Origin of the sequence: Streptomyces katrae, from assembly GCF_000966975.1 — a bacterium.
GTDB classification, from domain to species: Bacteria; Actinomycetota; Actinomycetes; order Streptomycetales; family Streptomycetaceae; genus Streptomyces; species Streptomyces katrae.
The window spans coordinates 1-14,074 of sequence record NZ_JZWV01000530.1; the positions used below are offsets into that span (position 1 = coordinate 1).

The following is a 14,074-nucleotide window of genomic DNA, read 5'->3' on the forward strand; positions in this document are numbered from 1 at the left end:
GCCGGGGGACCCCGGGTCCCGGTGGGCGGTCCGGGCCACCCGGTCGGCCGCCCACAGCGCGAGCGAGGTCCCCTGGCCCAGGGTCGGGTTGGTGTGGGTGAGGGCGTCCCCGACGGGGACCATTCCGCTGACCACCGGGCCCCGCCCGTCGGCGAGGGGGCTCCACCGGTTGTCCAGCCCCGCGATGGCCAGTACCGCCGACAAGGGCTCGGCCCCCAGCCCCAGCCAGGCCGCGCCGGGCGGGAAGGTCCGGGCGGCGGCCTCGAAGACCGCCGGATCGCGCAGGGCTCCCCGGGTGGGGTCCCCGGTGTGCGCGAACACGGTCACGGCAAAGAGCCGGTTGTCGGACGGGAAGACGGCGCAGCCCGCGAAGGCACCGCCGGTCACCGTCCAGGGCCGGCGCGGCCCCTCGTCCACCCCGTCGGGCAGCCGGTACCAGCGGCAGAAGTACGCGAGGCCCGTGCGGTGCCGCTCGACGGTGCCGGGGCGGCAGCCGGCCGCGGCCAGCAGGGCCGCGGAGCCGCCGCGCCGGCCCGCCGCGTCCACCACGAGGTCGCCCGCGTACCCGCCGCGGGGCGTGCCCAGTCCGGTGACCCGGGGCCGCGGACCCCCTGCCGTGGTCAGCGCGGTGACCGGCTCCCCGTACCGCAGCACCGCGTCAGGCTCCGCGCGCAGGGCGGTCGTCAGCGCGCTCTCCAGCACGATGCGCCGGGCCTGGACCAGTACGAGGTCCTCGTCGCCGGACCGCGCCGGCGGCCGTACGTCGAACCAGTCGAGCTCGTGCCGCTCGCGGGCGCCGAGCCGGAGCATCTCGGCGTACACGTCGGGCAGCTCGGCCCGGAGCACCGCGCGGGCGGCGCCGAGCAGGAGGTGCGGCTGCGCCGCCTGGGGGACGCCGGGGCGGTGCCAGTCGAAGAAGTCCCGGTCGAGGGCGGCGCCGGGGGCCCGGGTGTCGCGTTCGAAGACCTCGGCGGTGTGTCCCCGCCGGACCGCGAGCAAGGCCGTCGCGAGCCCCGCGACCCCGCCGCCGATCACCAGCACATGTGCCATTGCGCGCCCCCGAACCGACGTACGTACGACGATCAGACCGACAGAGCCTGCACGCACGACCCCTGGCCGAAACTCGTACACCCGTCCGAGTGGCTCGTCCGGCACCTCCTTGACGCCCCGTCTCCTCACCGCGGCCAGTGGGACAATGAAGCTCCCCCCGCCGGACGAGGAAGAGGACATCCCCGAGTGACTCCCCAGCCCCCCGGACCCGCCGGCGCCCCGCGGGCCGTCCCCCAGCCCAACGCCGTCGTCGGGGTCGGGCTGATCGTGCTCGGCCCCGACGGCCGGGTACTGCTCGGCCAGGCGCACGACGGCCGCTGGGAGCTGCCCGGCGGCAAGGTCGACCCCGGGGAGGGCTTCGAGCAGGCCGCCGCGCGCGAGCTCGCCGAGGAGACGGCCCTGCGCACCACCCCGGAGGCCGTCGAGGTGCTGGCCGTCCAGATCGCCGCCGCGGAGACCGGCCTGACCCGGCTGACGGCGGCCGCCCTGACCCGCTCCGCCGAGGGCACCCCGGCCGTCACCGAACCGCACAAGATCGCCCAGTGGCGCTGGTTCGCCCCGGAGGAGATCCCCGCGGCGCTCTACGCCCCCTCGGCCGCGGTCCTGCGCGCCTGGAACCCCGGCCTCACCACCCTGCCCGAGGTCCCCTGCCACGACTACACCACCCGGCCGACGGACACCTCGCCGGAGAACCCCTAGACCCTGCGGGACACCCCCCGGCCCCTGCCGGACACTCCCCAGCCCCCCATCGGCACTCCCTAGACCCCCTGCCGGGGAGCGAAGTTGCCCTCGCGCAGGTCTTCGGCCAGCAGCCGCTTGGCGATCGCGTCCGCCGCCGCCCTCAGCTCCGCGCTGCGCGGGCGGCCGCGGTCCCGCTCCAGCTGGTCGCCCAGCCACTGGGCCCAGGCGGCGGAGATGACGTCGGCCTCCCGCTGACCGCCCCGGGTGAGGCTGAAGAACCCGTTCTGCCGGGTCAGGTAGCCCTCCTCCACCATCCGGTCGAAGACCGGCAGCAGCACCTCCGGCGGCAGCGAGCGGCGTGAGGCGATCAGCCCCAGGCCGGCGTGGCCGACCGTACGCGTGAGGAGGTCCACCTGCATCACGGCCCACGCGCCGGCCATGTCCAGCCGGGTGTCGGAGGCCTCCACGATGGCCCGGGCCTGCTGCGGGCCCATGTTCCGCACCAGCTTGCCCACCGCCAGTTCCAGCAGCTTGGCCGAGTCCCCGGAGGCCGTGGCGGGCGAGGCGAAGCCGTCGCCCATGTCCGTGGACGCGGCGCGGGCGGTGTCGCGCAGCCGGACCTGTTTGAGGAAGAGCCCGACGACGAAGCCCACGGCCGCCACCGGCACGGTCCACAGGAACACGGTGTGCAGGGCCTCGGTGTACGCGCCGACGATCGGGCCCGACGTCGCCGGGTCGAGCCCGTGCACCCCGCGCGGGCTCTGCGCCGCCGCCGCGAGCCGCGCCGGGTCCTGGCCGGTGGCCCGGGCGGCCGCGGCCACGGCGGTCTTCAGCTCGGGGCCCAGGCTGTTGGCGTAGATGGTCCCGAACACTGCGGTCCCGAACGAGCTGCCCAGCGTACGGAAGAAGGTGACGCCGGAGGTGGCCGTGCCGAGGTCGGCGTAGTCCACGGTGTTCTGCACGGCGATGGTGAGCACCTGCATGCACAGGCCGATCCCGGCGCCGAGCACGAGCATGTACACCGATTCCAGCCAGGCGCCGGTCTCCGCGTCCATGCGCGACAGGAGGTAGAGGCCCGCGCCCATCACCGCGCAGCCCACGATGGGGAAGATCCGGTACCGGCCGGTCCTGCTGGTGACGTTGCCGCTGAAGACGGAGGCGATCAGCAGGCCGATGACCAGCGGCAGGGTCCGTACGCCCGAGAGGGTGGCGGAGTTCCCGTCCACGTACTGGAGGTAGGTCGGCAGGAAGGTCATCGCGCCGAGCATGGCGAAGCCGACGACGAAGCTGAGCACCGAGCAGACCGTGAAGACGGGATTGCGGAACAGCCGCATCGGCAGCATCGGTTCGGCGGCCCGCGTCTCCGCCAGGCAGAACAGCGCGAGCGCCAGTACACCGCCCGCCAGAAGTCCGATGATCATCCCGGAGGCCCAGGGGTACTCGTTCCCGCCCCAGCTGGTGGCCAGGATCAGGGCGCTCGACCCGGCCGCGACCAGGGCGATGCCCAGGTAGTCGATACGGGGCCGGCCCCCGGCCCGTACCGAGGGGATGGTCCGGGCGGCCACGGCGACCACCAGCACCCCGAGGGGGACGTTGACGTAGAAGGCCCAGCGCCAGCTCAGGTGGTCGGTGAACAACCCGCCGAGCAGGGGGCCGATGACGGTGGCGACGCCGAAGACGGCGCCGATCGCGCCCTGGTAGGTGCCGCGCTCGCGCAGCGGAACCACCTCCGCGATGAGCGCCATGGAGGTGACCATGAGGCCGCCGGCGCCGAAGCCCTGGACCCCGCGCCACAGGATCAGCAGGGTCATGTTGCCGGCGAGTCCGCAGAGGAAGGAGCCGGTGATGAAGACGACCGCGGAGATCTGGAAGACAACCTTCCGGCCGAAGAGGTCGCCGAACTTGCCGACGAGCACGGTCGCGACCGTCTCGGCGAGCAGGTACGCGGTCACCACCCAGGCCATGTGGTCCCCGCCGCCGAGGTCCCCCACGATCGTGGGCAGGGCGGTGCCCACGATCGTCTGGTCGAGGGCGGCCAGCAGCACGCCGAGCATGATCGTGCCGAAGACGACATTGCGCCGCCGCCGGTCGAGCGCCGGCGGCGCCGCGGCCGCGGCGGGGGCAGTGGTCACCCTCGCACTGTCACAGCCGGGCGCCCGCCCCGCATGCCGCAAGCCGCCGTACGGGTGCCCCCCTCCCGGCGGCCCCGACGGCCCCGGCGGACCGGACTCAGCGCAGGTACGCCAGCCCGGGGTGCTCCGCCGCGTAGCCGTCCAGGAGCCGCCGGGCCACGGACACGGAGTCCACCAGCGGGTGCAGCGCGAAGGCCTTCACGGCGTCCGCCCGGGAGCCGCTCGTAGCGGCGGCCAGGACGGCCCGCTCGGCGGCCTTCACCGAGGTCACCAGCCCCACCGCGTGCAGGGGCAGCGGGGCCACGGACACCGGGTGGGCCCCGTTCGCGTCGACCAGGCAGGGCACCTCGATGACCGCCTCCGCGTCCAGCACGGACAGGGTCGAGCCGTTGCGGACGTTGAGGATCAGCGTGCTCCGCTCGTCGCGGGCGATGGCCCGCATCAGCGCCAGGGCCACCTTCTCGTAGCCGCCGGACTCCAGGTCGCTCTCCTCGCGCTCCCCGACACCCGCCACCTCGCGGTTCTCGGACATGTACGTGGCCTCGCGCTCGGCCCGGGTCCGGTCCCAGGCGGCCAGCGCCGCCCCGGCGGGCTGCTCCGGCCGGCCCGCCTCGGCGTAGAAGCCGCGCTGCTGGTCGCGCAGGAAGGCCCCGCGCGTCTGCTTGGCCTCCTGGTAGGCCCGTACGGTCTCACGGTTGAAGTAGTAGTAGTGCAGGTACTCGTTCGGGATCGCGCCCAGCGAGCGCAGCCAGTCGGCCCCGAAGAGACGGCCCTCCTCGAAGGACTCCAGCGCCCGCTCGTCGGCCAGCAGCCGGGGCAGTTCGTCGCGGCCGCCGACGTACAGGCCGCGCACCCAGCCCAGGTGATTGAGGCCCACGTAGTCGATCCAGGCCTCCGCGGGGCGGGCGACGCCCAGCAGCCGGGCGATCCGGCGGCCGAGGCCCACCGGCGAGTCGCAGATGCCGATGACCCGCCCGCCCAGCTCCTGCGACATCGCCTCGGTGACCACCCCGGCCGGGTTGGTGAAGTTGATGACCCAGGCCTCCGGTGCGGTGCGGGCGATCCGGCGCGCCAGCTCCCGGGCCACCGGGACGGTCCGCAGACCGTACGCGATCCCGCCCGCGCCGACCGTCTCCTGGCCGAGCACGCCCTCGGCCAGGGCGATCCGCTCGTCCGCCGCACGCCCCTCCAGGCCGCCGACGCGGATCGCGGAGAAGACGAAGTCGGCCCCGCGCAGGGCCTCGTCCAGGTCCCGGGTGGCGGTGACCTCCGGGGCGTCCGCCGCTCCGGAGGCGGCGGCCTGGTCCGCGAGCACCCGGGCCATGGCGGCGAGCCGCACGGGGTCCTCGTCGTAGAGGGTCACCCGGGACACCCGGCCCTCGGCGTGGTCGCCGAGCAGTGCTCCGTAGACGAGCGGGACGCGGAATCCGCCCCCGCCGAGGATGGTCAACCGCACGCCCCTACCGTCCTTCCGGCCTTTCGAGGTACCCATCGCCGCCGCCGCCCGGGGCAGGAGGCCCCGGGCGGCGGCACGAATGCCACGATCGGCGACATCCGCTCGATGTCGCCGATCGTGGCATTCGATCCTCGGCGCCCGGCGGTGGCGTACCGGAGCTCCGCCGGATCACCGCCGCCGCGCGCGCCGTGGCAGCGCTCGGGGACCAGTGTCCCCCGCCGTGCCGGTTTCCCGGCGCCCCGGTTCAGTCCCCCAGCGCCGGAACCGCCCGCAGGCGGGCCCCCTGCTGGGGGAACCCGGCGCCGCCGCGCACCGGGCCGGTCGGCAGGCCCTGCGGGGCGGAGAGCACCAGGGTGATCCGCGTGAGCCCCATGCCGTCGAGCATCCGGCTGGTTTCGGCCACCATCCGGCAGCGCACCAGACCCCAGCCCGGGTCGGGGTGGCGCACCGTCCGCACCGCGCCGTCCTGTTCGGCCGCCTCCTGCCCGTGGGTGGTCAGCCAGTGCGGGACGCCGTAGCGGTAGGCCGCCTCCATGAACGGGTCCCGGGCCACCTCCTGACGGATGCTCCGCAGGCCCTCGTCCTCCGGGGACTCCGACAGCGCGGTGGCGAACTGGGCCAGCAGCGGTACGCACCAGGCCGGTTCGTGGTCCTCCAGCACGGCGGCGGCGTCCGGGTGGAACAGCACGAAGCGCAGGAAGTTGTCGTCGGGCAGGGCCGTCGGGTGCGGTCTCACCGCCTGGAAGAGCCTGTCGAAGGCCGAATTGGTGAGGGCCACGTCCCATCGGTGGTCCACCAGGAAGCTCGGGTAGGGCACGGCCTCCATCAGGGCCGCGTAGTCGACCAGGTAGTCGCGCTGGGCCGGGTCCTGGGGCAGCCGGCTCTCCTCGGCCGCGCGCCAGGTGGGCGGCGGGTCACGGTCGACCATGATCCGGAAGAGCCAGAAGCACTGCCGCTCGCTCATCTCCAGGGCCTCGGCCAGGGCGAGGAGCTTGCGGTCCGTCCACTCCTTGACCAGTCCGCGCTCCCAGTTCCCGTACGCGCGTACGCTGATGCGCAGACGCGCCGCGAGGTCTTCCTGGCTCAGGCCCAGTTCTTCGCGGCGTTGGCGCAAAATCTCCTTGCGCCTTTCCGACCGCACTGCGCCGCGGGCGGACTCGTCGCCCGCCAGGCGCTCCTCACCGGCTCGGACGAGGCCATCAGACGGGCCCACCGCTGCGAGATGTGGCACCGAGAGCTCCCCCTCCTCAACGGTCTGGATCTTCATTTCCGTGTGGCGATCCTGCTACCGACTTCATTCGAGTGTCAACTATTGTGGCAATTCCAGCCTGGCGACAGCTCATTCGCGCCACAGCTGTGGCAAGTTATGGCTCTCCCAAAACAAACCGGATAGATTCCCTGAGGCCGACCACGTGCCCACTGACCTCGCGCGATCTAGGAGAACCACTGGTGACAGACGGCTTCCCGGCTCCCGTCGCGGTGGCCAACGCGCCCCTGGCGGCAACCGTCACGCGGGTCGCCGAGCTGGCGAACAAAATGGGCCGCGACCCGAACCAGGTCTTCGACCTCCGCCGCCTCTCGGAGGCCTCCGGTGTCCCCACGGACGTGATCAGGTCCCTCCTCGACGGCAGGCGGGCCGGTGAACCCGATCTCCAGGCGCGCTTCCTCCAGCGCCTCGACCTGCTCCGGCGGACCCGGGTGAAGCCCAACGGCCGCCGCTACACCCAGCAGGAGATCGCGGACGGCGCCGGGATGTCGCGGCAGCAGGCCGGCGCCCTCATCAACGGCGACCGGCGGCCCACCATGGAGCACTGCGACGCCATCCAGCGCTTCTTCGGGGTGCACGCGGGCTTCCTCACCGCCCATGACGCCGACGCCCTCACCGACGCCCTCCAGCGCACCGAGCAGCAGCTCCTCCAGGACTTCGCGGGCCGCGAGCGGCAGACCGTACCGGCCGAGGCCGCCACGGCCGGCGACCCGCTCGCCCGGCTCCTGCAGAACCACGGGGTCCGGGGCATCGCCTGGCGCGCCGCCCAACTGCCCAGCGACAAGCACCGGGACAAGGTGACCGAATGGCTGGACATGCTTCTCGAAAGCGTCAAACCGAACGAATCATGACCCAGTCGAAAGTCTGGATCTGATCCTTGAGTCCTGATCCGGATCCGCGTCGACGGGGAGAACGGTGAGCATAGGCAGAGCGCAGCGGCGGTTGTGCGCGGAGCTGGTGTCCGGCATCAAGCTGGCCGCCCCCGTGGAACCCGTGGACCTCTACACCGCGCTCTGCGACGGCATGAGCAGGCACCGGGGCCGCCCGGTGCAGTTCCGGATGGCGGCTTTCCCGCAGGGGACCGCCAGCGGCCTGTGGCTCGACATGGCGGACCGGGACCTGGTGGTGATCGAGGAGCGCACCGCGCCCGACCACCAGCTGGTGATCCTGGGACACGAGCTCTGGCACATGAAGGCCGGACACTGCAGCCACCACGTCGACGGCGCCGCCGTCGCGGCCCGGCTGCTGAGCGACGGGGCCGACCTCGGCGAGACGGTCCGCAGCGTCGCCGCCCGCACCCGCGCCGACGTCAGGGAGGAGACCGAGGCCGAAACCTTCGGCCTCCTCCTCGGCAGCAGATGCCGCACCTGGCTGGCCGGATCCTCCGGCGGACGGCCGGCCGGCCGGCGGGACGAGCTGGCGAGCTGGCCGGACGGATCGAGACCTCCCTCGGCTACCGGGGGCACAGGAACGACCGTTGAAAGGACCGGACTACTACATCCCGGCAGCGGCGATGGCGATCTCCCTCGTCTGCAAGCTGCCGGCCCTGCGCACCAACTGGCGCGATCCGCTCCTGCGGTCGGTCTGTTTCCTGCTCCTCCTCGCCGGCGCGGTCTTCACCTTCGCCGCCCCGCCCACCATCGAAGCCGTCAACCGCTGGACGGGGATCCCCAACTTCTCCGCCCCCCTCGTCTACTGCCTGATGACCGCCTTCAGCGCCTCCTGCCTCGTCCTGGTCTTCAACTGGCGCGGCGGCCCCGCGGAGGAGATCAGGCACACGTCACTGCGCTGGATCGCCGGCTACTCCGTGGTCATCTCGGCGATCGTCGTGCTGTTCGCCCTCGGCTCGGCGCCCGTCGAGCGGCTGGTCGACTTCGACACGTACTACGCGAACACCCCCTACATCCGGCTGATGATCGCCTCCTACCTGCTGGCGCACAACGTGGCCGTGATGATGATGGTCTCGATGTGCTGGCGCTGGTCGCTCCAGGTCTGCGGCTGGCTCCGGGCGGGCCTGCTGATCATCGTGTCGGGATACGCCATCAGCCTGGCCTACGACGCCGCGAAGATGTCCGCCGTCGCCGCCCGCTGGCTCGGCCACGACCTGGACTTCCTGAGCACCCTCGTCGCCCCGCCGCTCGCCTCCGCCGGCGCGCTGGTCAGCTCGGTGGGCTTCGTGCTGCCCCTGCTGTACCAGCGGGTGTCGGACAGCTGGCGGACCTGGAGCACCTACCGGAACCTGGGGGCGCTGTGGCAGGAGGTGCAGAGCACCGCGCCGAGCGGCACACCGGGGGTGCGGATGTCCTGGTGGTCCCCGGCCGAGATCCGGGTGATCCAGCGGGAGTCCGACATCCACGACGGGTTCCTGAGGCTGGGCCCCTGCTTCGACCGGCGCCACCGCGACACCGCCTACGAGCGGGCCCTGGCGGCCGGCGCGGACGAGGAGACGGCCCGCGCCGTGGCGGACGCGGCGATGGTGGCGGCCGCGGTGACGGTCTGCGCCGCCCACCCGGAGGCGGCGGGGAGCGAGGAGGACCAGGCGGAGGAGAACCGGGTGCTCCTCACCGCCGACGGGCCGCGCGACCTCGTCCGGATCTCGCACGCGCTGCGGCACTCGCCGCTGGTGGCCGCCGCCCGACGGCAGGCGGCCCCGGCGGGGGGCTGAACCCGCCGGGGCCGGGCTGCAGGGCCTTCAGGGGCGCCCCGGGCACCCGGGGGCCTCTCAGCGGGAGGCCGTCACCGACAGGGCCGGGAACAGGTCCTGGAAGGCGCCCGCGGAGTCGGTGCCGTCGCGCCCGAAGGGGGCGTCGAAGCTCCAGACCATGAACAGCAGGAACACGATCAGCGCGCTGAACAGACCGGCCAGCAGCAGCTCGCGGCCGGAGCGCCGGATCTGCAGGGTGAAGATCAGCCCGATGGTGACGACCCCGCCGACCACCAGCCCGACCCAGACCACGCTCGGCAGGGTGGACTCGTCGCTCTGCGTCCGCGAGTGCCGGGCGTCGTCGGCGGCCGCGATCTGGTCGAGCAGCGGCTGGTAGGCCTGCGCCTGGAGCTCGTTGGCGGGGCTCTGGTGGGTGACGTCCGTACGCAGCTTCCCGAGCAGCTCGGCGCCCTCGGGAGAGGCCTCCTTGCCGTCGACCAGCCGCGGCCAGTCGACGTTCACGGTGTGGGAGACGTACGCGTCCACCTCGCCGCGGATCCGGTCGCGGACGGGTGCCGGGTAGACGTCGGCCCGCTGGGTGACCTCGTACAGCGACTGGGCCTCGCGGCGCACGCTGTCCTCGGCGGCGCCGCGCGCCTCCCAGACCCCCGCGATGGCCAGGCCCAGGACGATCGCGTAGACCACACCGACCATCATCGTCATGTACTCGATGACGTCAGGGGTTTCGCTGGTGTCCTCGTCGTCCGCGACCCGGCGGTGCCGGATCACGGTCATGGCGAGGACGAGGGCGCAGACGAGCGCCATGGCAATGGCCAGGACCAGCCATTCGGACACGAGGGATCTCCCGTTCGTGGATGCGTCGGTGTGTCAGCGGCTCGGTGCCGCGGTGCCGCGGTGCGGCGGAATCTCAGGAGGCCGGGCCGCGGCCCTTGGAGCGGGGGCGCAGCGCGGCGGCGGCGAGCACGGCCGGGGTGGTGACGACCACCATCAGCATCATGGTGCTCAGCCCGTTCGGGCCGCGCCGCTCCAGGGCCACGGAGCGGTACGGGCGGGCGGACCGGAGGCTGCGGCCGGCCCCGCCTGCGCCACGGGCGCGGACGCCGGCGGGACCGGGGGCGGCTGCGCCACGTCCCCCGGCGCCGGGGCGTCGGGCCTGGGGACCCCCGGCAGCCCCGGTGCCTCCCCGGGGTGGTGCACGGCGGGCCGCTCGGCGCCGGGCACCCGCACCCGCACGGCGGGCGGGACCACGGCCGGGGTGCCCGGGCGGGCGACGGGCGGCGGGGGCATGGCCGGCCGGCCGGCCGGACGCGCGGGCCGGCCCGCCGGTACGCAGATGTCGACCCGGGCCCCGCTGCCGTGCCCGTCACCGGCGACCGCCACATGGCCGTGCAGCGGGCAGAGCGCGGCCACCATGCCCGCCCCGGCGTAGTACTGCCAAGCCGTCACCGAGGTCCTCCGATCCGGCAGCCGATATGAGGGTTACGGCTGAAGAAACGATCAAGGGACCGGTTCGACACGCGCCGGACGGGTCAAGATCCTTGTCCGAAGGGTGACTTCGGTCCCGCCCCGTGACGCCCGGGCAGCCGGGCGGCCCCGGGCGGCCGGCCCCGGTCCGACCACGGCCCGGCCACGTCCCGATCACGGCCCGACCACGGCCCGGCCACGGCCCGGACACCCTGACGGACCACTCCGGCTCCGCGTCCGCCCACCGGGCGCGGCCAGGTGACGGCCCGTCGGGTCGGGTGGCCGATCACCTAGGCTGGTGCCCGTGTCCGGATCCACCGCTCCAGCCCCCGCGCCGCTCCCCGAACAGCCCGTGGCGGTCTGGCGGGCCCTGCGGCTGCCGTTGCGGTTCCTGGGGTCCTGGTGGCCCCTGCGGTGCTGGGCGTACCTCGGCAGCGGGTTCGTGCTCGGGTACGGGGTGCTGTGCGCGCTGGCGCTGCTCCTCGGGCTCGGGGTGCTGCTGGCGGTCGCCGGGATCGGGCTGGTCCTGCTGGCGGGCGCCCTGGCCGGGGCGGTGCCCCTCGGGGAGCTGGAGCGACGGCGGCTGCGGTGGGCCGAACCGGAGCCCGTCGCCGATCCGCACACCTCGCTCGCGGGGGCCGGGGCGGGTGCCTGGCTGCGGACGCGGCTGCGGGAGCGCGCCACCTGGCGGGAGTTCGGGTACGCGCTGCTGTTCGGGCCGGTCTTCGGGGCGGCCGGGTTCGGGGTGCTGGCCCTGCTGGCCCTCTCCCTGCTCCTGGTGGTCGCCCCGGTGATCGTGTGGGCCCTCGCCCCGGAGCCGGTGATGCTGATACCCGGCGAGGCGGTGGCGGGCCCGCTGGAGGCCCTGGGCGGGACGGCCGTGGGCCTCGCCGGGCTGGTCCTCGCCGCGTACGCGGCCGCGCTGGTCACCGGGGCGCAGGTGAAGACGGCCCGGGTGCTGCTCGGGCCGCGCGAGGAGGACGCGCGGGTCCTGGAGCTGACCCGCTCGCGGGTCCGGCTGGTGGAGGCCTTCGAGGCGGAACGGCGCCGCATCGAACGGGACCTGCACGACGGGGCCCAGCAGCAGCTGGTCGCCCTCAGCATGACGCTGGGCCTCGCGGAGCTGGAGCTGCGCCGGGCCGCCGGTGCGGAGGGAGCCGGTGGCACCACCGGCGCCGACGGAGCCGACGGGGCCACCAGGGCCGACGGAGCCGCCGTCCTCGTGCGCCGGGCGCGCGAGGAGGCGAAGCTGGCCCTGGCCCAGCTGCGGGACCTCGTCCGGGGCATGCACCCCCAGGTGCTGACGGACCACGGGCTGGCCGCGGCCGTCGCCGAGGTCGCGCTGCGCCATCCCGTGCCGGTCACGGTGGACCTCCAGGTGCCCCGGCTGCCTGAACCAGTGGAGGTCACCGCGTACTTCACCGTCACCGAGGCCCTCGCCAACGCCGCCAAGCACAGCGGCGCCTCGCGGGTCGCCGTCGCCGGTAGGGTCGAGGGCGGCCGGCTCACCCTCACCGTCACCGACGACGGCCGCGGCGGGGCCGATCCCGGCGCGGGGGCGGGCCTGGCGGGACTCGCGGACAGGGTGGCGATGTTGCGGGGGAGGCTGACGGTGTCCAGCCCGGTCGGCGGGCCGACACGGCTGCGGGTGGAGGTGCCGTGCTCCGGGTGATCCTGGCCGAGGACTCCGTCCTGCTGCGCGCCGGCCTGACGGAGCTGCTGGGCCTCGGCGGGCACCGGGTCCTCGCCGCCGTCGGCGACGCCCCCGCCCTGCTGCGGGCCGTGGAGGCCGAGCGGCCCGACGTGGTGGTCACGGACGTGCGGATGCCGCCCGGGCTGCGCGACGAGGGGCTGCGGGCCGCGCTCGCCCTGCGCTCCCGGGACCCCGGCCTGCCGGTCCTGGTGCTGTCCCAGTACGTGGCCACCGCCTACGCCACGCAGCTGTTCACCGGGGGTTCCGCGGCCGGGCTGGGCTATCTGCTCAAGGACCGGGTCGGCGAGGTCGAGGAGTTCCTCGACGCCGTACGCAGGGTGCACGGGGGACAGACCGTCATCGACCCCGAGGTGGTCCGCGTCCTGCTGGCCCCCCGGCGCGCGGACGACCCCCTCGCCCGGCTCACCCCCCGCGAGCGCGAGGTGCTCGCCCTGATGGCGGAGGGGCTCAACAACCAGGCGCTGGCGGCACGGCTGTTCGTCACCGAGGCGTCCGTCGTGAAGCACGCGGGCAGCATCTTCACCAAGCTGGAGCTGGACCCGACCGAGGGCAACCGCCGCGTCCTGGCCGTGCTGGCCCACCTGCGCGGGGCGGGCGCGTAGGGGACGCCGGACCGACGACCACCGGCACCGGCACCGGCACCGGCACCCTGGTGAAGTCCGTGGAGCCATCGGCGCCGGAACCGCCCGCGCGACCCCGCCGCGGCGCGCGCGGGGCGGGCCGCCGCCCGCGCGCAAGGCCCGGCGCCGGCATAGTGATGAGGCTGTGACCTGGGGGTGTTCAGATCCGCGGAAGGGCTCACTAGGGTCTCAGGGTGGCGAAGAACGATGCGATACCCCCAGGCCAGGACGGACCCGGCGAGGACAAGTGGAACGTGGTCCTCGACGAGGACTTCGTCCGTGGCGCCTCGTTCCACGAGCCCGCCGCGCCGGGGCGCACACGCACCTGGCCGATCGTTCTCGGGCTGTGCCTGCTGATGGGGGCCCTGGCCCTGGTCACGCTGAAGATGTCGGAGCCCTCCGACGAGGAACGGGTGACCGCCAGGCCGAGGAAGACTCCGTCCGCCGCCGCGGCCCCCGCCCCGGCCGCCTCGGCCCTTCCCGCCGCCGGCCGGCCCATGGTTCCGCTGGCCGACGTGTTCCCGGCCGGGGTCCCGGACGGGTCCGGGGGCGCCTTCACCCGGGTCGGCGCCAAGGTGCTGGACTCCTGCACCGAGGCGGATTCCGTCGGCCCCCGCCTCGCCGCGATGATCGCCGACGGCAAGGGCTGCGTCGGCGAGCAGGTCGCCCTCTACAAGGACGCGCAGAACAACCAGTTCACCATCGCCGTCTTCACCATGAAGGACCCCAAGGACACCCTGAGGGTGGTGACCGAACTGACGATGGCCTTCGACGACTACCAGGTCGGCGTGCAGGCCCCGCCCCCCGGATCCGGCCTGGCGGTCCTGGGGCCCGAGACCGGGCTGGTGCAGTCCTTCACCGGCGTGGGCCGGGTCATGGTGGTCGGGCTCGGGCAGTGGTCCGACGGCCGTACCGCCGACTTCCAGAAGCTGGTCGACCGGCTGGGCCCGCTGCAGGGCGCGGTCGGCGCGAAGGTGAACCAGTACGAGGGCGCCGGCGCCCCCTGACCCCGCCCCTCCCCTCAG

12 protein-coding genes and 1 pseudogene are annotated in these 14,074 nt (G+C 74.2%); 7 read left to right on the plus strand and 6 right to left on the minus strand.

Annotation, left to right across the window (positions count from 1 at the left end; translation table 11 throughout):
- The coding region (locus tag VR44_RS19305) for an NAD(P)-binding protein (RefSeq protein ID WP_045948805.1) at positions 1-1,050 on the minus strand (1,050 nt) is incomplete at its 3' end.
- Positions 1,051-1,236: 186 nt separating this feature from the next.
- Between VR44_RS19305 and VR44_RS47330 the strand changes: the two genes are divergently transcribed.
- Positions 1,237-1,749: a nucleotide triphosphate diphosphatase NUDT15 gene (locus VR44_RS47330; RefSeq protein ID WP_045948794.1), complete on the plus strand. Its 513-nt coding sequence runs from the start codon at positions 1,237-1,239 to the stop codon at positions 1,747-1,749.
- Between the two features lie 59 nt (positions 1,750-1,808).
- Here VR44_RS47330 and VR44_RS19315 read toward each other — a convergent pair whose 3' ends face one another.
- From VR44_RS19315 to VR44_RS19325, 3 genes are all read right to left on the minus strand, one after another.
- Positions 1,809-3,863, minus strand: coding sequence for an MDR family MFS transporter (locus tag VR44_RS19315; protein WP_045948795.1), 2,055 nt, complete (start codon positions 3,861-3,863; stop codon positions 1,809-1,811).
- Positions 3,864-3,960: 97 nt separating this feature from the next.
- Positions 3,961-5,319, minus strand: a complete 1,359-nt coding sequence (locus VR44_RS19320) for a 6-phospho-beta-glucosidase (protein WP_045948796.1) — start codon at positions 5,317-5,319, stop codon at positions 3,961-3,963.
- Between the two features lie 244 nt (positions 5,320-5,563).
- Positions 5,564-6,433: a helix-turn-helix domain-containing protein gene (locus tag VR44_RS19325; RefSeq protein ID WP_094191755.1), complete on the minus strand. Its 870-nt coding sequence runs from the start codon at positions 6,431-6,433 to the stop codon at positions 5,564-5,566.
- A 335-nt stretch (positions 6,434-6,768) separates the two neighbouring features.
- Between VR44_RS19325 and VR44_RS19330 the strand changes: the two genes are divergently transcribed.
- The 3 genes and pseudogenes from VR44_RS19330 (at position 6,769) to VR44_RS19340 (ending at position 9,251) form a co-directional block, all read left to right on the plus strand.
- Complete coding sequence (locus tag VR44_RS19330; protein ID WP_045948797.1) at positions 6,769-7,437, plus strand: helix-turn-helix domain-containing protein; 669 nt, start codon at positions 6,769-6,771, stop codon at positions 7,435-7,437.
- 91 nt (positions 7,438-7,528) lie between these two features.
- A pseudogene (locus VR44_RS47335) lies at positions 7,529-8,067 on the plus strand (toxin-antitoxin system, toxin component).
- Positions 8,064-9,251 carry an MAB_1171c family putative transporter gene (locus VR44_RS19340; RefSeq protein WP_045948799.1) on the plus strand — a complete coding sequence of 396 codons (1,188 nt, stop codon included), beginning with the start codon at positions 8,064-8,066 and terminating at the stop codon, positions 9,249-9,251. Before VR44_RS47335 ends, VR44_RS19340 begins: the two are co-directional and overlap by 4 nt.
- Before the next feature lie 57 nt (positions 9,252-9,308).
- Here VR44_RS19340 and VR44_RS19345 read toward each other — a convergent pair whose 3' ends face one another.
- Both VR44_RS19345 and VR44_RS19350 read right to left on the minus strand, forming a co-directional pair.
- Positions 9,309-10,085: a bestrophin-like domain gene (locus tag VR44_RS19345; protein WP_045948800.1), complete on the minus strand. Its 777-nt coding sequence runs from the start codon at positions 10,083-10,085 to the stop codon at positions 9,309-9,311.
- 168 nt (positions 10,086-10,253) lie between these two features.
- Positions 10,254-10,697: a hypothetical protein gene (locus tag VR44_RS19350; protein ID WP_045948801.1), complete on the minus strand. Its 444-nt coding sequence runs from the start codon at positions 10,695-10,697 to the stop codon at positions 10,254-10,256.
- Between the two features lie 322 nt (positions 10,698-11,019).
- Here VR44_RS19350 and VR44_RS19355 point away from each other — a divergent pair, with 322 nt between their 5' ends.
- The 3 genes from VR44_RS19355 to VR44_RS19365 all read left to right on the plus strand — a co-directional run bounded on the left by VR44_RS19355 (position 11,020) and on the right by VR44_RS19365 (position 14,056).
- On the plus strand, positions 11,020-12,387 hold the full coding sequence (locus VR44_RS19355) for a sensor histidine kinase (RefSeq protein WP_245691991.1): 1,368 nt from the start codon (positions 11,020-11,022) through the stop codon (positions 12,385-12,387).
- Complete coding sequence (locus VR44_RS19360; RefSeq protein ID WP_045948803.1) at positions 12,375-13,031, plus strand: response regulator transcription factor; 657 nt, start codon at positions 12,375-12,377, stop codon at positions 13,029-13,031. The genes VR44_RS19355 and VR44_RS19360 overlap by 13 nt, the downstream gene beginning before the upstream one ends.
- 212 nt (positions 13,032-13,243) lie before the next feature.
- Entirely contained in the window at positions 13,244-14,056 is an 813-nt protein-coding gene (locus VR44_RS19365; protein ID WP_045948804.1) for an SCO2583/SCO2584 N-terminal domain-containing protein, read from the plus strand.
- Positions 14,057-14,074: the final 18 nt, after the last annotated feature.